At 65.7% G+C, this 21,091-nt stretch carries 19 protein-coding genes; 5 read left to right on the forward strand and 14 right to left on the reverse strand.

Annotation, left to right across the window (positions count from 1 at the left end):
* Positions 1–4: 4 nt before the first annotated feature.
* From ACFB49_RS14480 to ACFB49_RS14505, 6 genes are all read right to left on the reverse strand, one after another.
* A complete protein-coding gene (locus ACFB49_RS14480; RefSeq protein WP_380871929.1) occupies positions 5–3,262 on the reverse strand; it encodes an efflux RND transporter permease subunit in 3,258 nt (1,085 codons plus the stop codon).
* Positions 3,259–3,681, reverse strand: a complete 423-nt coding sequence (locus ACFB49_RS14485) for a hypothetical protein (RefSeq protein WP_380871930.1) — start codon at positions 3,679–3,681, stop codon at positions 3,259–3,261. Before ACFB49_RS14485 ends, ACFB49_RS14480 begins: the two co-directional genes overlap by 4 nt.
* On the reverse strand, positions 3,678–4,844 hold the full coding sequence (locus tag ACFB49_RS14490) for an efflux RND transporter periplasmic adaptor subunit (RefSeq protein WP_380871931.1): 1,167 nt from the start codon (positions 4,842–4,844) through the stop codon (positions 3,678–3,680). Before ACFB49_RS14490 ends, ACFB49_RS14485 begins: the two co-directional genes overlap by 4 nt.
* A gap of 122 nt (positions 4,845–4,966) precedes the next feature.
* Positions 4,967–6,232, reverse strand: a complete 1,266-nt coding sequence (locus ACFB49_RS14495) for a TolC family protein (protein ID WP_380871932.1) — start codon at positions 6,230–6,232, stop codon at positions 4,967–4,969.
* A 65-nt stretch (positions 6,233–6,297) separates the two neighbouring features.
* On the reverse strand, positions 6,298–6,633 hold the full coding sequence (locus ACFB49_RS14500) for a hypothetical protein (protein WP_380871934.1): 336 nt from the start codon (positions 6,631–6,633) through the stop codon (positions 6,298–6,300).
* An 18-nt stretch (positions 6,634–6,651) separates the two neighbouring features.
* Positions 6,652–7,314 carry a cation transporter gene (locus ACFB49_RS14505; RefSeq protein WP_380871935.1) on the reverse strand — a complete coding sequence of 221 codons (663 nt, stop codon included), beginning with the start codon at positions 7,312–7,314 and terminating at the stop codon, positions 6,652–6,654.
* 75 nt (positions 7,315–7,389) lie between these two features.
* Between ACFB49_RS14505 and ACFB49_RS14510 the strand changes: the two genes are divergently transcribed.
* From ACFB49_RS14510 to ACFB49_RS14525, 4 genes are read left to right on the forward strand one after another with little or no spacing between them, the layout of a single operon-like run.
* Entirely contained in the window at positions 7,390–7,794 is a 405-nt protein-coding gene (locus ACFB49_RS14510; protein WP_380871937.1) for a helix-turn-helix domain-containing protein, read from the forward strand.
* A 55-nt stretch (positions 7,795–7,849) separates the two neighbouring features.
* Positions 7,850–8,485, forward strand: coding sequence for a cation transporter (locus tag ACFB49_RS14515; protein WP_380871938.1), 636 nt, complete (start codon positions 7,850–7,852; stop codon positions 8,483–8,485).
* The gene (locus tag ACFB49_RS14520; protein WP_380871939.1) at positions 8,482–9,126 is read left to right on the forward strand and encodes a class I SAM-dependent methyltransferase; all 645 of its coding nucleotides are present in this window, start codon (positions 8,482–8,484) and stop codon (positions 9,124–9,126) included. The genes ACFB49_RS14515 and ACFB49_RS14520 overlap by 4 nt, the downstream gene beginning before the upstream one ends.
* Before the next feature lie 12 nt (positions 9,127–9,138).
* Entirely contained in the window at positions 9,139–9,684 is a 546-nt protein-coding gene (locus tag ACFB49_RS14525) for an MAPEG family protein (RefSeq protein WP_380871940.1), read from the forward strand.
* Here ACFB49_RS14525 and ACFB49_RS14530 read toward each other — a convergent pair.
* Complete coding sequence (locus ACFB49_RS14530; RefSeq protein WP_380871941.1) at positions 9,670–11,604, reverse strand: FTR1 family protein; 1,935 nt, start codon at positions 11,602–11,604, stop codon at positions 9,670–9,672. The two genes, ACFB49_RS14525 and ACFB49_RS14530, sit on opposite strands and share 15 nt — an antisense overlap.
* Before the next feature lie 811 nt (positions 11,605–12,415).
* Here ACFB49_RS14530 and ACFB49_RS14535 point away from each other — a divergent pair.
* Complete coding sequence (locus tag ACFB49_RS14535) at positions 12,416–12,754, forward strand: hypothetical protein (protein WP_380871942.1); 339 nt, start codon at positions 12,416–12,418, stop codon at positions 12,752–12,754.
* A gap of 136 nt (positions 12,755–12,890) precedes the next feature.
* On the opposite strand, the gene ACFB49_RS14540 is transcribed toward ACFB49_RS14535, so the two are convergent.
* The 7 genes from ACFB49_RS14540 to dmeF all read right to left on the reverse strand — a co-directional run bounded on the left by ACFB49_RS14540 (position 12,891) and on the right by dmeF (position 21,091).
* Positions 12,891–13,280 carry a copper-binding protein gene (locus ACFB49_RS14540; RefSeq protein WP_380871943.1) on the reverse strand — a complete coding sequence of 130 codons (390 nt, stop codon included), beginning with the start codon at positions 13,278–13,280 and terminating at the stop codon, positions 12,891–12,893.
* 17 nt (positions 13,281–13,297) lie between these two features.
* The gene (locus ACFB49_RS14545) at positions 13,298–16,435 is read right to left on the reverse strand and encodes an efflux RND transporter permease subunit (RefSeq protein ID WP_380871944.1); all 3,138 of its coding nucleotides are present in this window, start codon (positions 16,433–16,435) and stop codon (positions 13,298–13,300) included.
* Entirely contained in the window at positions 16,432–17,922 is a 1,491-nt protein-coding gene (locus ACFB49_RS14550; protein ID WP_380871945.1) for an efflux RND transporter periplasmic adaptor subunit, read from the reverse strand. Before ACFB49_RS14550 ends, ACFB49_RS14545 begins: the two co-directional genes overlap by 4 nt.
* The gene (locus ACFB49_RS14555; RefSeq protein WP_380879974.1) at positions 17,919–19,148 is read right to left on the reverse strand and encodes a TolC family protein; all 1,230 of its coding nucleotides are present in this window, start codon (positions 19,146–19,148) and stop codon (positions 17,919–17,921) included. The genes ACFB49_RS14550 and ACFB49_RS14555 overlap by 4 nt, the downstream gene beginning before the upstream one ends.
* Before the next feature lie 135 nt (positions 19,149–19,283).
* Positions 19,284–19,568, reverse strand: a complete 285-nt coding sequence (locus ACFB49_RS14560; RefSeq protein WP_380871946.1) for a hypothetical protein — start codon at positions 19,566–19,568, stop codon at positions 19,284–19,286.
* Between the two features lie 103 nt (positions 19,569–19,671).
* Positions 19,672–20,046, reverse strand: coding sequence for a hypothetical protein (locus tag ACFB49_RS14565; RefSeq protein WP_380871947.1), 375 nt, complete (start codon positions 20,044–20,046; stop codon positions 19,672–19,674).
* 76 nt (positions 20,047–20,122) lie between these two features.
* Positions 20,123–21,091 (reverse strand): CDF family Co(II)/Ni(II) efflux transporter DmeF, encoded by a 969-nt coding sequence (gene dmeF / locus ACFB49_RS14570; protein WP_380871948.1) that lies wholly within the window; start codon positions 21,089–21,091, stop codon positions 20,123–20,125.

Raw genomic sequence — 21,091 nt, forward strand, 5'->3', positions numbered from 1 at the left:
TCTCTCAGAGCGCAGCCGGCGCGGCATCGGGTGTCGCGTCGTCATGCTGTTTGGGATTCCGGCGCGAGATCCGCTCGCCCAGGCCCAGCACCACCTTGGAGATGGCAGGGAGCACGAGCAGGGTGAGGATCGTCGCCGCGATCAGTCCCCCGATCACGACGGTCGCGAGCGGCTTCTGCACCTCGGCGCCCGTGCCATGAGCGAGCGCCATCGGCACGAAGCCGATCGCGGGCACGAACCCGGTCATGATGACTGCACGCATCTTTTCCCTGCATCCATCAATGATCGCCTGACTCAGTTCGAGTCCGCCTTCGAGGCGCTCTCGAATGGCCGACATCACGACGAGACCGTTGAGAACTGCGACGCCAGCAAGGCAGATAAAGCCGACCGCCGCCGAAACGGAGAAAGGTATGCCTGTCAGCCACAGCGTATAGACGCCGCCTGCAAGGCCCAGCGGGACGGCCAGGAACACGGCCGCTGCGCGGGCAATCCCGCCCAGCGCCATGTAGAGCAGCCCGAAGATTGCCACGAAGCACAAGGGCACGACGATCGACAGTCTGTCGGACGCCGCCTGGAGATTCTGGAACTGACCGCCCCACTCCAGATAGGAGCCGGCTGGCACCGCTACCTTGTCCACCTTGGCCTGCGCCTCGAGCACAAATGATCCGATATCGCGACCGCGCACATTGGTCTGGATGACCACGCGCCGCTTGCCATTCTCGCGGCTGATCTGGTTCAGTCCTTCGCTGAACCGGAACTGCGCCACCTGCGACAGCGGGACGGAACCCCGAACCACGTCCCCATCCTGTGGAAGCAGAACCGGAAGGGCGGCAAGTGCGTCGAGACTGAGCCGGGTCGTGTCGGGAACGCGGACCGTCACTTCGAAGCGTCGATCTCCTTCGAAGAGCAACCCCGCTTCACGCCCGCCCATCGCAGCGGCCACCGTATCGGCGACCTCCTCAATCGTCAGGCCGTAGCGCGCGATCGCGGCACGATCGAACTTCACATCCAGCGTTGGCGAACCGCTGGTCTGCTCGGCCTTCACGTCGGCGGCGCCAGGGATGCTCTGGAGCACGCGGACGATCTGCTGGGCTGCCACCCCCATCTTGTCGAGATCGTCGCCATAGAGCTTGATCGCGACATCACCGCGCACGCCCGCGATCAGCTCGTTGAAGCGGAGCTGGATCGGTTGGCTCACCTCGAAGGCATTGCCGATCTTCGTGCCCGACTTCTCCTCAATGCGTTTGAGCACATCGGCCTTCGACGTGACGCCCGCAGGCCACTCCTCTTGTGGTTTGAGGATAACAAAACCATCGGAAATGTTCGGCGGCATCGGGTCGGTGGCCACCTCTGCGGTGCCGGTCTTGGAGAACATGAGTTCCACCTCCGGCAGGCTGGTGACAGCGCGCTCCACCTCTCTTTGCATCTGCAACGACTTTTCGAGAGACACCGAAGGTACGCGGGTCGAGGCAAGCGCCACATTCTTCTCGTCGAGCTGGGGGATGAACTCCTGCCCAAGGAGACCGAACACCAGCATCGACGCCGCGAAGAAGGCGAAGCCGGCACCGATGAACGGCCAAGGCCGCGCTACCGCCTTGTCGAGCAAGGGCAAGTACCGTTCCTTGGTCTTGGCGATGATCCACACTTCCTTCTCCGAGACCTTGCCCCGGATCAGGAGTGCCACCATTGCAGGCACGAATGTGAGGGCCAGGATGAACGCCGCCACCAGCGCGAGCATGATCGTGATCGCCATCGGAGAGAAAGTCTTGCCCTCGACGCCCGTGAACATGAGCAATGGCGCGAAGGCGAGCAGAATGATTCCTTGTCCGAACACCGTTGGCTTGATCATCTCCTGGGACGCCCGCATGGTCTCTTCGAGACGTTCGCGCAGGTTGAGCAGCCGCCCTTCATGCTCCTGCCGGTGCGCGAGCCGCGCCAGGCAGTTTTCGATGATGATCACCGCGCCGTCGACGATCAGGCCGAAGTCGAGTGCGCCCAGGCTCATGAGATTGCCCGGCACGCGGAAGGCGTTCATGCCGATTGCCATCATCAGGAACGAGAAGGGAATGATGAGTACGGCGATGATCGCGGCGCGGACATTGCCGAGCAACAGAAAGAGAGCGGCGGCGACGAGGATCGCGCCTTCGATCAGGTTCCGCTGCACCGTTGCGACGGTCGCGTTGACCAGCTTCGAGCGGTCGAGGACCGTCGTCACCTTGATGCCAGGCGGCAACGACTTTCCGATGCCATCCAGCCGCTCACCGACATTGCGCGCAACAACGCGGCTATTCTCGCCGATCAGCATCAGCGCGGTGCCGATCACGGCCTCATGACCGTTCTGGCTGGCCGCGCCGGTGCGCAGTTCGCCGCCGATCTTCACATTGGCGACGTCTTTTACGAAAATGGGTAAACCACCACGCGTTGCGACAATGGCATCCTCGATCTCGTCCATGTCGCGGATGCGCGCGTCTGCACGGAGCAGGAACGCCTCGCCACCCCGGTTGAAGTAGTTGGCGCCCACAGCAAGATTGGATGCTTCCAGTGCCTTGGCGAGTTCCGAATAGGAGATGCCATAGGAGGACAGCTTCACCGGATCGGGCTCGACGATATATTGCTTGGCGTAGCCGCCGATCGAGTCGATCCCAGCGACGCCCTGGACGGTGCGGAGCTGGGGACGGATAATCCAATCCTGCACGGTTCGCAGATAGGCGGCCCGGCCCACTTCGTCCGTCAGCCGAGCACCCTCTGGCGTGAGGAAGCTGCCATCCGATTGCCAGCCGGGCTGGCCGTTGCGGATGGTCGCGCCCTTCCCGCCGGGATTGGCGAAGTCGACCGAATACATCAGCACTTCGCCCAGACCCGTCGTAACCGGGCCAATCTGCGGCTGCACGCCATCGGGTAGGGTGTCACGGGCCTGGGTCAACCGTTCGCTCACCTGCTGGCGCGCGAAATAGAGGTCGGTCTTGTCGGTGAAGATCGCCGACACTTGGCTGAACCCGTTGCGCGAGAGCGAACGCGTGGTTTCAAGGCCGGGAATGCCGGCCAGGGCGGTCTCGATCGGGAAGGTAACGCGCTTTTCGATCTCGATCGGCGAGAGCCCGCGCTCGACCGTGTTGATCTGGACCTGGTTGTTGGTGATGTCGGGAACAGCGTCGATCGGCAGCTTGGTGAGCTGCCACGCGCCGAAGCCGGCAACGACGAGAAAGAGGAGAACGACCGCCCAGCGTGCGCGGACGGATAGCGCCATAAGGTTCGCGATCATGGGTTCATTCCTGGGATCGTGTCCGCTGCGTCAGCGGTTGGGGCGTAGGACACGGTGATGTGGGAGACAGCGGCAGCATCCGCGATCGGCAAGCGCACGGCATATGAACCGGTGCGTGAGCCTCTGGGGGCGATCCTGCTCCAGCGTGTATCGGCGATCACGTCGGGACGACCATCCGAAAAACGGGCAACGACATGCAGATGCCCGTAAAGCATGCCAAGGGCCAATGCGGGGCGCCGGACCAGGCCGTGGACCAGAACGGTGTCACCGGCGTCCTCGGCATGGACGCTCCAGATTTTCAGCGATTTGCCGGATCTCGTATCGGGCGTGATAGCGAGCGCTGGATTGTGGGCGCAGGCCGACGTCAAAACGCCGACCGCGCCTCCTGCAACGATTTGCAGGGCTGTGGCGCGCCTCATTCCTCTTCCCCCGCGCCCTTGCCGAGCTCGGCTTTGAGCAGGAAGGCGTTGCGGGTGGCGATGGCCTGGCCAGCAGGGAAACCCGACGCAATCTCGATCCGGCCGGCACTGCGTTGCCCCGTCGTCACGGGCGTCGCCTTGAAGCCGTTGGCGGTACGAACGAACACCACGTCGCGACCATTGACCGACTGCACCGCTTCTTCGGGAACGACGATCGCGCTGGTCGTCGCGCCCCGGCTCGGAATCATCCGCACGCGGACCGCAAGGCCGGGTTGAAGGAGGCCGCTGGTCACGTCCAGGACGGCGGTGGCGGCGCGCGTCTCGCCGCTGAGCGTGGGGGTCACCGCCCGCACCCGTGCATCCACGGTACGGCCATCAGGCAGTTCGACGATCGCCTTGTCGCCCGCTTCGAGGCGAGCCGCATCGGCCGCGCCGACCGCCGCCTCGATCTGGATCTGACGCGGATCAGCGACCCGGAACAATTCGGTCTCCGGTTGCACATAGGCACCTAGACTGACCTTCATTGCGGTCACGCGACCCGAGATCGGACTTGCGAGGACAACGCCACGACCGTCGGACGTGATGTTGGCGGCACCCGCTGCAACCGCCGCGCGCCGGGCTTCCGCGGCGGCCGATGCAGCTTCCGCCTGCGCGGTCTCCAGATCGACCCGTGCGGACACCTTCTGGTCATACAGATAGCGTTCGCGGGCCAACGCCTTCTGCGCCAGCGTTGCCTTGGCACCAGCGGCGGTACGGTCCGCCGCGATCTGCGCGGCATCGCGGCTTTCGACCACCGCCAGCGCCTCGCCGGCGCGAACCGGATCGCCGAGCCGCTTCAGGACGCGCGTTACGGCACCACCCGCCCTAGCGGTCACGATGGCCTCGCCGGTCGGTGAAGGAGTGATGATCGCCTGGGATACAATCTCCGCGCCCAGCCCGCCCGCGCTGATCGTCTCGGTGACGACGCCTGCATCCTTGATCGCGGCCGCCGTCATCGTGATCGTATCGGCGGGCGCATCGCCCTCTGCCTCCTCGCTCTTCGCGGCATTCTCGGTCGTGGCCGCAGGGGTGTCGCTCGTGCAGCGCGCGACGGAAAAACCGCCGATAGCGGCGAGCAACACGGCGGCCGCCACGCCGCCCAAAAGGCGCTTGTCTTGGATCATAGGATATCTCCGGAATGGGGCTGGCCAAGGCGCGACGGCCCGGCGATCGACGGCGCAGAGGCCGCCGTCATGTTGGGAAAGTGCGTGATGAACTGCACCGCTGAGAAGGAAGGCTGCATCGCTCAGCGTTCCCCCACTTCCGGCGCGGGAGCGGTCAGTCGCTCAAGGCGAGCCTCGGCATCGTGATAGGCCGCCAGCGCATCGGTGAAAGCAGCGCGCGTTTCGGCAAGCGTTCTTTCCGCCTCCAGCAGGTCGAGCTGACTGAACTTGCCCTGGGCATAGCCGACACGGGCAATCCGCGCCGCCTCCATCGCCGCGGCAAGGCCGGGGCCGCCCGTCGATCGGGCCGTTGCCGCCGCATTGGCGAGTTGGGCCTGTGCGCCAGCGATGGCCTGCTCGGCCTCGATGATCGCAATCCTGCGATTGGCGTCGGCGCGATCCTGTTCGGCCCGCGCCTGGCTGACGGCTGCGGACCCGTTGTTGAAGACGGGAAAGGGAATGGCGATCCCCACCACCGCCGCCATGTCGTTGGTCGCCGCGAGGCGCCGGGCGCCGGCGCTGACCGTGATGTCGGGCACCCGCTGGGATCGTGCGAGCCGTACCTGGGCGTTGGCGGTACTCACGTCCGCCTGCGCGGCGGCAAGTGCCAGTGTTCCTTCGGGCGTGATCGGCATTGTCGGCCCGTAGCCGCCAACCCGGTCGAACCATGCCAGATCAAGTGCACCGTCGATCGGTTGACCGATCAGGCGCGCAAGATTGCCGCGCGCCACTTCGGCCTCGCGGATCGCCTTTTCCAGTCCAAGCTCGGCGTTGACGCGCAGCACATCGGCGCGCTGCTGGTCGATCGGCGCCCCTGCCCCGGCAGTCACGCGGACGCGCGCCGCCCGGAAGGCATTGCCCGCGATCTCGGCTTGCTGGCGTGCGACCTCCACGCGCCGCTCGGCGGCGGCGGCTTCGATATAGGTCTGGGATATGCGCAGATTGAGGTCTGCAAGCGCGATGGCCGCGTCGATGCGAACGCGATTGCTGCGGGAATCGGCGACTGCGATCCGGGCCGAACGCTTTCCGCCCAATTCGATCGGCAAGGCAAGGCTTGCCGTCGTCTCGGCGCTGCGAAGACCGCGATAGTCGCCGGACCCCGCGACATTCTCCGTCTGCACCTGGATTTCGGGATTGGGTCGGAGCCCAGCGATAGTGCGCGCGGCACCAGCGGCGCGCAGGTCCGCGCTCGCAGCATCGATACTGGGGGAGCTACCCCCGGCGATGGTGCGGGCACGGTCCAGTGTGAAGACAGGTTGATTGGCAGATGGTGGCGATGTGGCCGTCTGCGCCTGCGCGATCGACGCGCAGGACGTTACGGCCAGTAAGGCCGCGATGACACGATGCATGGATGAAGAACTCCTGACGAACCTTGAGAGCCCACCGGTCGACGCCGGAGGGAGCTAGGGAATCGTCAGGCCTGTGGAGGTCGTAACGCCGTGTCGGCTGGCGCAGCCGTCAGGGCTATTTCCTGTGTCGGCCGCATGATGGATGCGTTCTTATCCTGACCAACGGCGTCGGCTTTCGCAAGTGGCGCGGCGACATGATGGCCATGGCAGCTGCCATGATGGTGCGGATAGCCCTTGTCGCTATCGGCGGGCACCTGGTCGCCGTCGCCATCGGTATGACCGATTTCGGCGGCGCTGTTGGCATCGATGCAGACGATCGGTTCCATTGCATGCGTGATCGATCCCACCCCAAGGGTCAGGAACACGGCCAGACAAGCAAAAAGGATCGTCAATCGATGCATCTACGCTCCTTCTAGCAACTACAGGCTCGTAGAGGCCAGCGAATGTTGTGCCGGGCCTTCATTTGATGGTTTTCGACGTAGTTCTGCGCGCGCCTGGCTGACGATCTGCAGGCCGCCCCAGATACCCAGCGCCGCCATGATCAGGGCGACCGCGAGATCCGGCCAGGCCGTGCCTGTGCCGACCACGCCCGCAGCCGCGAGCAGGACGGCGAGATTGCCGATCGCGTCGTTGCGCGAGCAGATCCAGACCGAGCGCATGTTCGCGTCGCCAGCACGGTAGCGATAGAGCATGAGCGCGACGCTGCCGTTGGCGATGAGCGCGATCACCCCGACGATCCCCATCGTCTCAGCCTGCGGCACGCCCCCACCCAATGCGGCAAGGACCGTCGTGACGAGCACATAGAGGCCGAAGGCGAGGATCGTGCCCCCCTTGAGCAGCGCGGCGCGCGACCGCCAGCCCAGCGCCATGCCGGCGACCCCGAGACTGATCGCATAATTCGCGGAATCGCCCAGAAAATCGAGCGCGTCCGCCTGCAGCGAGCGCGATCCCGAAGCGATGCCCGCGACGATCTCGCCGAAGAACATCGCCAGATTGATCACGAGCGCGATCCAGAGCACGCGGCGCCAGCGCGGATCGTTGGATGGGTCCGGCTTCGCGGATGCGCAACTGTTGCAGGCCATTTCATTACCTCGAACGACTCGATGTCATGCGCTATATGCGGCCTGTAGCAACTATAGGGTCAAGCGGGATTTCTGATGCAGATTGGTGAACTGGCACGAACGACCTCGACCAAGGTCGAGACAATTCGTTTCTACGAGAAGATTGGATTGCTTCCCGAACCGGGGCGTACCGCAGGCAACTACCGCGACTATGGGGCCGCCCATTTGGCGCGGCTCTCCTTCATCCGCCGCGCGCGCGACCTCGGTTTCACGCTCGATCAGGTGCGCGCGCTTCTTTCCCTGTCCGACGATCGGAGCCGCTCGTGCAGCGCCGTGGACAGCGTTGCGCGCGCGCATCTCGCGCAGATCGACCAGAAGATCGCCGATCTTCGCGCACTTCGCCGCGAGCTCGACGAACTGATCGGCCAGTGCAGCCAGGGTGCGATCTCCGAATGCCGAATCATCGAAGCGTTGGGGCCGCCAAGCTACGCAGGGCATTGACCCTGTAGCCGCTACAGGGTGCAGAACATCCCCGCGACTCGCTGCGGAGGTGACGATGAGCGACTGCGGATGTGAGGCGGATACCAAGCGGGCGGGCACCGATCCGGCCTATCGGCGTGCGCTGTGGATCGTGGTCATCCTCAACGTCGGGTTCGGCCTGTTCGAGCTGGTCGGCGGTTTCATTGCCGGTTCCCAGGCGCTGGAAGCGGATTCGCTGGATTTCATCGGTGACGGATCGATCACGCTCGTCGGGCTGATCGCGCTCGGCTGGGCTGCGGTCGCGCGCAGCCGCGTCGCGCTCGTGCAAGGCATCTTTCTCGCAAGCCTCGGGCTCGGCGTCATCGGGTTCGCTGCGTGGCGCGCATTTCATGCGATCCCGCCCGAAGCCAAGCTGATGGGCGGGATCGGTATCGCGGCACTCGTCGTCAACGTATCGGCCGCCCTGGTCCTCGCGCGGTTCCGCGACCAGGGAGATGCGACGTCGCGCGCCATCTGGCTGTTCTCGCGTAACGACGCCCTTGCCAATATCGCCGTGATCGCCGCTGCCGCGCTGGTGGCCTGGACGGGACAGGCCTGGCCCGATCTCGTCGTCGCCGGCGTGATCGCGCTGCTGTTCCTCCATTCCGCTTACGACATCATTCGCGACGCGCGCCGCGAGCTGGCGGAACATGCAACGAGGGCACGGGCATGAACGACAGCGCCTACACGCCGCCGCTCGGGACCGGTGACACCGCGGATTACGATCGCGCAATCCGGCGCTGGACCCGAGAGATGCGTTGGCGCAGCGCCATGATCGAGCTGCTCGCGCCTCGCCCCGGCGAGACCGTCATCGATGTCGGGTGCGGCACCGGCAGCTTCGCGGTCATGCTCAAGGCCGCCGCGCCTCGCGTGCGGGTCATCGGCATCGATCCCGACGAAGAAGCGCTGGCGATCGCTCGCGCGAAGGGCGACGCTGCGGGCGCGGACCTCCACTGGGAACGCGGTTTCGCGCGGGACATTGGTTCCCGTTCGGCCGACGCCGTGGTGTCGAGCCTGATGTTCCACCAGGTGCCGATGGCGGAAAAGCGGGCGGGCCTCGCAGCGATGCACGCGGCGCTCCGCCCCGGCGGCAGGCTTGTGATCGCCGATTACGGGCGGCAACGGGGCTTGATGCGGCTGCTGTTCCGCCTGATCATCCAGCAGCTCGACGGCGTGGCAGACACCCAGCCCAATGCCGACGGCGTGCTTCCAGAGCTCGTCCGCGCGGCGGGGTTCGACAATGTGCGCGAAGCAGCGCGCATCCACACGGTGACGGGCACGATCGCGCTGATCGCGGCGGATCGGCCAGACTGACGGGGCACGGCCATGACAGACCTGAAAGCGGAGCAGAAGGAAATCAGGAAGCAGTCCTTGCTGGCCTTTCTGCTGTGTGCGGCGATCTCGGTCGCATGCGTCCTTTTCCTGCCCAGGTTGATCTCCTTCCCGTCGGAGATCGGCGCGCGGCTTGCCTTCGCGATCCAGACGAGTTTCGTCCATTTCGCCATCGTCCTGCTCGCCGTCCGCATGGTCTCGAGCGGGCGCTACCGGTCTGCCGCCGACATCGGCGGCGCGGCCAAGGGGCCACCGAGCCCCGCGCTCGCGGTCAAGGCCGCGTTCCTGCAGAACACGCTGGAGCAGGCATTTCTGGGCGTCGGCGCGCATCTGCTGCTCGCCTCGGTCACCGGTGGCCGGTGGCTGGGACTGCTGGTTGCGTCGTCCATATTGTTCGCGATCGGCCGATGGAGCTTCTATCGTTGCTATCCGGGCGGCGCCGGGGCGCGTGCCTTCGGGATGGCGACGACTGCGCTCGCGTCGCTGGCCTGCTACCTGGTCGCGCTCGCGATGCTCCTCGGTCGCCTATTCGGCGGGTGACCCCGGCGAGCGGGCCGTGGCCGCGCTGCGCCCGCTGTACCAGAAGCCGGCGACGAGCACGAGGATCGTCGCGGCCTGCGCAAGCACGGTCTCGGTCGTTGGAAACAGCCCCAAAAGCTCGATGCGCGGTACATCGGCCAGCGGCGCCACGCCGAGGATGCCTGCCTCCTGCAGTCCTGCAATGCCCTTGCCAGCGAGGACGACCGCAAGAATCGCGATCAGGATCGAACTCCACGAGAAGAATTGGGTGATCGGCAGCCGGGCGCTGAAGCGGAGCATGATCCACGCGATCAGCGCGAGCAGTCCGGTCGCCGCGCCGGCTCCGGCCAGCATCGCCGCGCCATTCCCCTCCCCCCACAGGGCCGCATAGAAGAGGATCGTCTCGAACACCTCGCGGTAGACGACCACGAAAGACAGCAGGAACAGGAACCAGCCCGACTGACGCGACAGCGCCGCGGTCACCTTTGCCTTCACATAGCGCTGCCACGCCTCGGCGTTGCTCTTGCCGTGCATCCAGATGCCGACGGTGAGCAGGATGATCGCCGCGAACAGTGAGCCGAAGCCCTCGGTGAGTTCACGCGATGCACCGCTCACGCTGATGAAATAGGTCGCGACGAACCAAGTGGCGACACCGGCCGCGAGCGCGGCGATCCATCCGCCATGGACGAAACCCAGGACTTCGGGGCGCTCAGTCTTCTTGAGGAACGCGATCATCGCGACGACGATCAACAGCGCCTCGAGCCCTTCGCGCAACAGCACGCCGAACGCGCCGAGAAAGCTGGACGCGCTGCTCGCCCGCTCAGGCGCCAGCGCGGCTTCAGCCTCGGTGAACAGGCTGGCCAGCGCGCGGTTCGCCGCTTCGACTTCGCTTGCCGGTCGCCCCTGTCCGATCGCCCCGCGAAGCTTCGCCATCGCCCCCTCGATCCGCGCCATCAGTGCCGCGTCGCGCGCGGCAAGCACCGGCTCGACCGGCTCGAAGCCATCGAGATAGGCGGAAAGCGCGAGATCTGCTGCGGCCTTGCGGTCGCCGGCGCGATAGGCTGCCAGGCTTTGGTCGAGCCGTTCGCGCGTCAAGGCAAGCGAGCCATCGACGCGCACGGTCACTGCGTCGGGATGGCGGCGCAGAAAGGCGGAAAGCGCAGCCGCCTTTTCCGGGCCGATATCGGCCGCCAGCGCGGCCGGGGTGACGCCGATCAGGGCCGCGAGATTGGGATATTTGGCGCGGAGCGCGGCATCGCCGCGCCACAACTGCTCGCCGTCGCGCGCGGCGGCCTCGGGATAGGCGAATTGGCCGACATGGAAGGCCAGTGCCCAACGATCGGCGTCGGGCAGTGCTTCGAAGCTCTGCATCGCCGTGCCGTCAAGGCCCTGGCTGATGACTTGATAGAGGCCGAAAAGGCTGCGCTGATCGGCGCGCGCCTTGTCGGTGAAGGCGATCGGTGGGGGATCGAGCTTGGCGGCGTCGGGCCCGTGGCCGTTACCGCTGGCACCATGGCAGGCGGCACAATTCTGCGCGTAGAGCGCAGCGGCGCGCGTCAAATCCGGTGGCGAACTGGGCGCGAGCGGTACTGGATATGCCGCTAGCAGCGCAGCGGCGAGCGCTCGTGATTGTTCCGCCACTGTCGCCGGCGGCGCCTTGGCGGCGATCGCATTGCGCAGCGTCCCCGACCGGCGAAGCAGATCCGCCTTGGCCGAAGTTGGAGCCAGTGCCCGAATCCTCGCTTCGACCTGCCCGGCAAATTCGGTCATCTCGGCATATTCGGCAGTGCTGGTCACCCTGCCGTCTGAAACCGCCCCTGAATAGTCGACCGCGACATAGTCGAGCAGGCGCCAGGTCGTTTGCACTTCGGCATCGCTGGCCGACGCGCGTGCGGGCAGCGACAGCGTCAGCGCCGCGAAGATCAGGATGAGCCATCGCATCGGGAACGGCCGATGAGCGACAACAGCGTTGGAGGCAGCAAGGTGGCCGGAGCGCATCGACGAGTCTCTTGTTAAGAATCGTTCGCGGTTTGCACCCTCTAGCAGCTAGAGGGTCAAGCCCAATTTCCGACAACCGGCGATCAGAGCCCAGACATTCATCCGAATTGGCCGAGACGACTGCGAACGACCCGGAGCTGCTGTTGGTGCCGAATGGGCCGTGTTAATCGGCGGACGTGGCATTCCAAAACTGGCGACCGGCGGATGATGGCGCGCCCGCGGGCCTCGGAATAGCCGGTTTTCGGGGTGCCTGAACTTGACTCGATTCAGCAACAGGCAGAGAATGTGTGCATGAGACGAGCGCTAAAATTTGCGCTGATCTTAGGCGTCTTATTCGGCCTGTTCGGACAGATTGTCACAGTCGCCGCAAGTCCTACTATGGCAACGGCCATGAGCAGAACTGCGCCAGCGGCGATGCCCATGGACTGTGTCGGAATGATGCAAAGCGATGGTGAGAAGTCGCTGCCTTGCCAGCAGATGACCCTTGCTTGCCTGGCTGGCATGGGTTGTCTCCCCCTATTTGCGCTCGACAGCCGGTCATCCCCCCTGCCGGAAATGGTGAGCGTGGATCTGCTGCTCATTTCGCCATCCTACCCGACACTACAGGGACGATCGGCTCAGCCCGAACAGCATCCGCCCAACCCCTTGGCCTGAATTCGCCAGGCGAACTCTCCTAAGCACTGGACAGCGCCGCGCGCTGCCCACCCTTTGGGGCCGGTTTGCCCAAGGCACTTTCAGTCCAAGGAGAGGAATGATGAAAACCTTAATATTCAGCGCTTCGGCGGCCGCATTCACGATGCTCGTCGCCGTCCCGATTCCGGCATTGGCACAGGCAGATGTCGAGAAACCGGCCACCATCAAATGCGAGTGGCAACCCCAGGCTCCTGGTCCGCGTGCGCCGCTGAGTGCGCGGGTCTGCAAGAAGGTCGCCGACCCGCGCGATCAGATGACAGGGATCGGCGGACCGGAATGCGATCCCGCTTATACCGGCAAGACTGGCCGTTATGTGTGGCGGTCGCGGCCGCAATATGGTCCGCGCGCGCCTCTGCAGGGGCCGGTCCGCGTTTGGGTCGATGGGAGCGATGTCTGCTGATGGCGTGATGTGACGGCGAGGTGCTAACTCGCCCTCGCCGTCGATCATGGATCGGGCGATATTGCCTGTTCCAAACTTGTTGGAGCGCTTCGGGAGGCGCCTTTTTTTGGCTCCTCCCGAGGCATTTTGTCCCTGTCTACTGCTTCCGGATGGCCGTCACCTCGCCGGCGCCGTCCTTGAGCGCGAGATCGAAGGCGACCTTGTCGCCCACCTTGACCGCATCGGTGATCGTTGGCGCGGCCTTGAACGCCATCGTCATCGCCGGCCATTTGGCTTCGGGGATCGGGCCATGGTCGAGCGTGATCGTGCCCGCGGCCTTGTCGATCGCGGTGACCGTGCCATGGCCCTTGGCCATGATCGGCGCCGTGGACGCCGGGGCCATCGCCATGTTGCCCATGTCGCTGCTCATGGCTGCGGCGGGCGCCGCCTGGTTGGTCTCGGTCGCGATTGGCGTCTCCGCCTTCTTGCCGCACGCGGCAGTCAGGGCGGCAAGGCCGAGGGCAATGGTCAGTCGTGCATAGTTCATGGTCTTCTCCTTGCAGGTTAAACGGGTTGAGGTATCGGCTTGGTTTTCGGCCGGCGTAGCAGCAGATAGGCGGCGGGCAGGACGAACATCGACAGCAGCGGCGCGGTCAGCATGCCGCCGATCATCGGCGCCGCGATCCGGCTCATGACCTCAGAGCCGGCGCCCGATCCGAGCAAGATCGGCAGCAGGCCGGCAAGGATCACAGCGACCGTCATCGCCTTGGGCCGGACGCGAAGCAGCGCGCCCTCGCGCACCGCCGTTTCGACCTGCCCGGCATCCGGATCGACGCCCCGCTCTTCGAGCGCGTTCTTAAGATAGATCAGCATCACCACGCCGAACTCGGCGGAGACGCCGGCGAGCGCGATGAACCCGACCCCGGTCGCGACCGACTGGTTGAAGCCGAGCAGGTAGAGGATCCAGATGCCACCGGTGAGCGCGAACGGCAGCGTGCCCATGATCAGCGCCGCTTCGTCGAAGCGCCGGAAGATCATGTAGAGCAGGACGAAGATGATGAGCAGCGTCGCGGGTACGACCAGCTTGAGTTTCTCGACCGCGCGCTGGAGATATTCGAACTGGCCGGAATAGGCGATGCTGACGCCGGGCGAGAGCCTGACCTGTTTCGCGACTGCGCGTTGCAGGTCGCCGACGACCGAGGCGAGATCGCGCCCGCGCACGTCGACATAGACCCAGGTCGAGGGCCGCGCATTCTCGGTCTTGAGCATTGGCGGTCCTTCGGCGATCGATATGTCCGCCACCGTACCGAGCGTGATCTGCTGGCCCGATGGCGTCAGGACCGGCAAGGTCCGCAACCCCTCCAGGCTGTCGCGCAATTCGCGCGGATAGCGCACGCTGATCGGATAGCGGGCCAGCCCCTCGACCGTCTCGCCGATGGTCTCGCCGCCGATCGCGCCCGAGACGATCGATTGCACGTCGGCGATGTTGAGCCCGAACCGCGCCGCGGCGGCGCGGTCGATATCGACATCGACATAGCGTCCGCCGGTCAGTCGTTCGGCCAGTGCCGAGCTGACGCCGGGCACGGTCTTGGCGACGGTCTCGACATCGTGCGCGATGCGATCAAGCTGGGCGAGATCGGCACCCGACACCTTGACCCCGATCGGACTCTTGATGCCGGTCGCCAGCATGTCGATGCGGTTGCGGATCGGCGGCACCCAGACATTGGCGAGGCCGGGAAGCTTCACTGTCCGGTCCAGCTCCTCGACCAGTTTCTCGGGCGTCATCCCCGCCCGCCATTGGTCGCGCGGCTTGAACTGTATGGTGGTCTCGAACATCTCGAGCGGCGCCGGATCGGTGGCGGTCTCGGCGCGGCCGGCCTTGCCGAACACGCTCTCGACCTCGGGCACTGTCTTGATCAACCGATCGGTCTGCTGGAGCAGTTGCGAGGCCTTCGCCGCCGACAGCCCAGGTAGCGCGGAGGGCATGTAGAGCAGGTCGCCCTCGTCGAGGTTGGGCATGAACTCGCCGCCGAGCCGGGTGAGCGGCCAAGCCGTGGTCGCGAACACCAAGGCCGCGATCAGCAGCACGGTCTTCGGCCGCTCCATCGTCCAGTCGATCGCGGGGCGGTAGAGGTTGGTCAGCCAGCGATTGACTGGATTGGCCTGCTCGGCCGGGATACGGCCCCGGATCAGCCAGCCCATCAGGATCGGCACCAGGGTCACCGACAGGATCGCCGCCGACGCCATTGCATAGGTCTTGGTGAAGGCGAGCGGCGCGAACAGCCGGCCTTCCTGCGCCTCCAAAGTGAACACCGGAATGAAGGAGAGCGTGATGATCAGCAGGCTGAAGAACAGGGCCGGTCCGACCTCGGCAGCCGCATCGGTAATCACCGTCCAGCGCGTTTCGCCGGCCAGCGTCTCGCCGGGATGGTCATGCTCCCAGCGCTCGATCTTCTTGTGGGCGTTCTCGATCATCACCACCGCCGCATCGACCATCGCGCCGATCGCGATCGCAATGCCGCCCAGCGACATGATGTTGGCATTCACCCCCTGGAATCGCATGACGACGAACGCGGCGAGCACGCCCAGCGGCAGGGTCAGGATCGCGACCAATGCCGAACGGACGTGCCAGAGGAACAGGCCGCAGACCAATGCCACGACAATGAACTCCTCGACCAGCTTGTGGGTGAGATTCTCGACCGCACGGTCGATGAGCTGCGAGCGGTCATAGACCGTCACCACCTCGACGCCGGGCGGCAGGCCTTTTTTGAGCTCGGCGAGCTTGTCCTTGACCGCCGCGATCGTCTCGCGGGCATTCTTGCCGGAACGCAGGATGACGACGCCGCCGGCGACCTCGCCTTCGCCGTTCAGTTCGGCGATGCCGCGCCGCATCTCGGGACCAATCTGGATATTGGCAACATCACCTAGCCGCACCGGCACGCCACCGGCCGTCGTCTTCAACGGGATCGCCCGGAAGTCGTCGAGCGACTTCAGATAGCCCGAGGCGCGGACCATATATTCGGCCTCGGCCATCTCCAGCACCGAGCCGCCCGCTTCCTGATTGGCCTTCTGAATGGCATCGACGGCCTGGGCATGGGTGATGCCGTAGGCGGCGAGTTTCACGGGATCGAGCAGCACCTGGTATTGCTTGACCATGCCGCCGATGCTGGCGACCTCGGCGACGCCCGTCACGGTCTTCAATTCGTAGCGCAGGAACCAGTCCTGAAGTCCACGGAGCTGCGACAGGTCGTGGCGCCCGCTACGATCAACCAGCGCATATTCATAGACCCAGCCGACCCCGGTCGCGTCCGGCCCCAGCGCGCTGCGGGCGCTCGCCGGCAAGCGCCCCTGCACCTGGTTGAGATATTCGAGGACGCGGCTGCGCGCCCAATAGAGGTCGGTACCGTCCTCGAAGATCACATAGACGAAGCTGTCGCCGAAGAAGGAATAGCCGCGCACCGTCTTGGCGCCCGGCACCGAGAGCATGGTGGTGGTCAGCGGATAGGTGACCTGGTTCTCGACGATCTGCGGCGCCTGTCCCGGATAGGAAGTGCGGATCACGACCTGCACGTCGGACAGGTCGGGCAAGGCGTCGATCGGCGTCGAGCGCACCGCCCATAGACCGGCGCCAACCAGCGCCAGCATGCCGATCAGGACAAAGAAGCGATTCCTGACCGACCAGCGGATGAGATGGGCGATCACTGGCCCGCCACCTTGGCCATGCGCCGCACGGTCGGCCCCGCCGGCGGTCGATCGAAGCCGAAGCGGACACGATCGCCCGTCTTCAGGCCACGCGCGATCATCGGATCGGGAAGCTGGAAGGTCATCGTCATCGCCGGCCAGCCGATGGCGGGCACCGGCTCGTGGCTGAGCGTCACCGAATTGGCGGTGAGCTGCTCGATCTTGCCGACCGTCTCGTAGAGCGCGGCTGGAGCGGCGGGCTTGCCAGCCGCCGGCGGCGTACCGCCACCGATCGGCCGTGCTTCCATACCGGAAAGACTCGCCTCGGAATCGATCAGGAACTGCCCCGACGCGACGATCTTCTCGCCTTCGGCTAGGCCCGCCAGGATTTCAGTGTCGTCACCGGCTTCGCGGCCCGTCTGAACCTCGGCAGGCCGGAAGCGCCCCTTGTCGAGCGCCAGCATCACCAATGTCCGCTTGCCGGTGCGGATCAGCGCTTCGGATGGGACCAGCAGCGCAGGCTGCGCGCTGCCACCGAACGAGACAGTGGCGAACATGCCGGGCCGCAAGCGACCACCGCGATTGGGAAGCTCGATCCGCACGGTCAGCGTCCGGCTGTCGGCCTGTGTCTGAGGCAGGATCGCGGAAACACGGCCCGACAAGGTCTCGCCGGGGAACGCCGCGAGCGTTGCCTGCACGGTTTGCCCGGGCCTGAGCGGACCGGCGATCGCCTCGGGCACGGCGGCATTGAGCCAGACCGTGCCGAGACCGTTCACCTCGGCGAGCGTTTGTCCTGCCGTCAGGGTCATGCCTGCGCGCACGTCCAACGTCTTGATCACACCCCCGGTTGGCGTGGAGATCGTCACGACATTGTGCGGCCGCCCCGTCCGCTCGACCGATGCGATCGTGCCCGACGACATGCCGAGCAGCATGAGCCGCTGGCGCGCCGCCTGGGTCAGCGCCGCATTCCCGGTGCGGCGGACCGCGAGAAACTCGGCCTGCGCGCCGCCCCACTCCGGCACCAGGATATCGGCGAGCGGCGCCCCCGCGCCGACCACGTCACCCGGCGCGCGACCATAAACCCGCTGGACGAAGCCTGCTGCGCGCGCCTGGACGATCGCGACATCGCGTTGGTTGAAGTCGATCGTGCCGGTGGCGGTGATGCTGCTCGCCAGTTCGCCGCGCCGGACAGCAGCCGTGCGCAATCCAAGCGTTTGCGAGGTAGCCGGATCAATCCGGACGCCGGGGGCATCGCCGCCTCCTTCATCGCCATATTTGGGGACAAGCTGCATATCCATGAACGGCGATTTGCCCGGCTTGTCGAAATGCTGCGACGGGACCATCGGATCATACCAGTAGAGCGGCTTGCGGCCGGCATCGGCGGTTTGCGCAGGAGCAGTTTCGCTCCCGCCGAGATGGGCAATGCCATAGCCCGCGCCACCGGCGAGGAGTGCGAGCGCTGCGGCGGCTAGACCCAGCCGGACACGGGGCGATATCTCAAGGCTCATCGGTCTTCGCTCCGGTAGGTGAGGGTCAATCGGGCACCGTCGGCGGCGACCAGGGCCTCGCGATCAAGGGTGTTGAGAGAAGCGTCGGCAAGCACGGCATAGGCGTCGGCGATATCGACGAGACTGGCCCGCCCTGCCGCGTAGCTGGCGGTTTCCAGTTTGACGCGCTGTTCGGCAAGCGGCTGCAACGTGTCCCGCGCGCGCATCCACTGCTCATGATGCATGACGTGATCGGCCAGATCGGCCTCGAGGTCGGCGGCGAGCGCGCGCCGGGCTGCTTCGCGTTCAGCCAGGATGCGGCCAGCATTGGCCTGGGCCGCGGCGATCCCGGCATTCTGGCGATTGCGGGTGAAGAACGGCAGGCTGACCGTCACCCCGGCGGAGACATAGTCGCCGAAACGGGGATCGCGGCGTTGATAGGCCAGGTTGACACCAAAGTCGGAGCGTCGGCCGGCATCGGCCACGCGGACATCGGCATCCGCCTGGCCGGCCTGAGCATCGATCATCCGAATCGTCGGTTGACGATCGAGGCCCGCTCGCAGGACTGCTGCATCGACCGCAAAATCGGGGATTGGCCCGGCAATCTCTGGGGCGGTCTCGCCGGTCCAGCGAGTCAGCGTCGCGCGTGCCCGTGCTACGTTCGACACCAGCTCGCTCCGGCGATCCTGCATCGCGGCTATGGCTTGATGCCCGGCGAGCGTCTGCGCCGGCCGCGCGCTGCCCGAGGCAACCGCGCCTGGCGTCGTTCCCACCACGTGCTCGAGGCGGGACAGGACATCGTCGAGCGCGGCAAGCCTGCGTTCGGCATAGGCCAGGTTGATCCAGGCAAGCGCAGTACCGACCTCGACCGTGCGCGCCTCGGCGGCAGTATCGGCCTCGGCCGCCTTGATATCGCTATCGGCGCGCGCCTGCTGGGCATGGCGCTTGGCGAGGTTGGGAATATCCTGGGACACGCCGACCCGCGCCATGGTGAAATCGTCCTGACTGGGCTCGAACGCGAGCGGTCCCGAGATCGGGAAGCTCTCGATGCTCACGCCGAGTGTCGGATCGGGCAGCGCGCCGGCCGCGCCGCGCGCGGAACGCGCGGCATCGGCGCCGAGCGCCTTGGCCTTGATCGACGGCGCTTCCTGTCGGGCGCGCTGGAGCGCGGCTTCGAAGGTGAGCGGACCGGCGAACGCAACGGCTGGGATTGCCGCGAGCAGCGGCGCGCAAAGAAACAATCGCATGAAAAACTCCTGATCGGAGGGTCGGGCCAGCATCGTGCAATATGACGGGCATGTCAGTGGCGGCGGAATGAAGGGAATCCCGCCGCCACTGCTGGCCTAGCCGTCTATGCGACCTGAAGCGGCCAGAACCTGTGCCTAGCCGACCGAAGAGGCCGACGAAGGCGACGCCATGCTATGCATCTCCTTCATGCAGTCTGCGGCACTCATCTTCATCATGTCGCAGTTGCAGCTTGCCACCTGGGCGGTATCGGGCACCCAGACGCGCCGCTGAGCCGGTCCCGTGGCGCGCGGGCCATATTGCGGAACCGACTTCCACTCATAATGACCGGATTGTTGGCTGTGGTCGGACGGGCCGGCGAATGCGGCGGCAGGTACGGCAAGGGCTACGCCCAGCAGGGCATAGAAAACACGGTTTTTCATGACTGTAATCCTTTGGCAAATCATCGTGGTGGCCGCAGGTCGGACAGGATGTCTGGGTGCGCGATAGGCGCACCGATCCTGTCAGCCTGACAGCCGGGTTCGATCAGCCAAGGAGAGTCGGTGGTTCCGGTTCGGGAGTAAGCTCGCTGCCGTGCAGGACGGTGGTGGTCGTCCAGAAGGCCAGGGACGGATCAGCCGCGCGCGCCGCCAGCACCGGTGCGTCATTCCGCACGGCCATGGGAACGACGCAGCCCATTGCCGCGATGCAGGCCAGGGTCATGCCCTTGCAGGGCTTTTGCGCGGGCTGCTGTTGCTGCGCCATCATCTTCATGCAGTCTTCGGACATGCCTGAATCGGCCATCCCGGACATCGCCATCGACGCGGACACCGCAGGCGGGGCGGACGCATAAGCGACCGCCTGGCCGAACAGGCCAATCAGGGCTCCCAGAAGGAGAAAGAGACGAAGCGCGCGTTTCACGTCGCCAGCAGTCTAGCCGAAAGATGTCGGTGAGACAATTCGATCTTGTCTGCCCGCATGTCGGTTGAAGCCCAGTTCATGCGGCGCGCAGCCGAGTCGCGTGGTGGCCTTCGCAGCGGTGTACTTCGACCGTCACATGGACCAGTTCCTCGTGGATCGTGACCCGAGCCGCATAGGCGCCCGGTGAGTCTGGATTTGCCGCGATCAGCGAGACGATCGCGGCGTAGCGCCCGGGGCCGACCTGCCAGACATGAAGGTCGGCGATCTGGGCGTCGCCATCCTCGATCGCTTCGCGGATCTCGGCCTCGAGTCCGGGATTGGCGGCGGCATCGACCAGCACCGCGCCGGTGTCGCGCAGCAGGCCCCATGACCAGCGGGCAATCACGATCGCGCCGACAATGCCCATTGCCGCGTCCATCCAGCGCCATCCCAAATAGAGGCCGGCGAACAAGGCGGCGATTGCGAGCACCGAGGTCAGGGCATCCGCAAGCACATGGAAATAGGCGGAACGGAGATTGTTGTCGTGATGACCGTCGCCGTGCGCCGGCGCGTGCGCGTGACCGTGGTCATGGCCGTGATGATGCCCGCTTCCGCCCGACAGCAGCCAGGCGCTCGCGAGATTGACGATGAGGCCGAGTCCGGCAATCCAGAGCGCCTCGGTGTAGGCGACGGTCGCCGGGGCAAGCAGTCGCTGGAACGACTCCACGCCGATGCCGAGCGCGATCAATGCCAGCACGAGCGCGCTCGCGAACCCGGCGAGATCGCCGACCTTGCCCGTTCCGAAGATGAAGCGCGGATTTGCGGCATGTCGGCGTGCGAACCCATAGGCGATCGCCGCCACGCCGAGCGCGCCGGCATGGGTTGCCATGTGCATGCCGTCGGCGAGGAGCGCCATCGAGCCCGTGATCCAGCCGGCGATGATCTCGACGACCATCATGGCAGCGGTCAGGGCCACGACCCAGCGGGTGCGCCGCTCGTGCTCGTCGTGCCCGGCGCCAAGGAAGATGTGGCTGTGCCGATGTGCTGCGGCGGTCTCGCTATGCAT

This window comes from Sphingomonas sp. DBB INV C78 (assembly GCF_042693015.1).
Lineage (GTDB): Bacteria > Pseudomonadota > Alphaproteobacteria > Sphingomonadales > Sphingomonadaceae > Sphingomonas_E.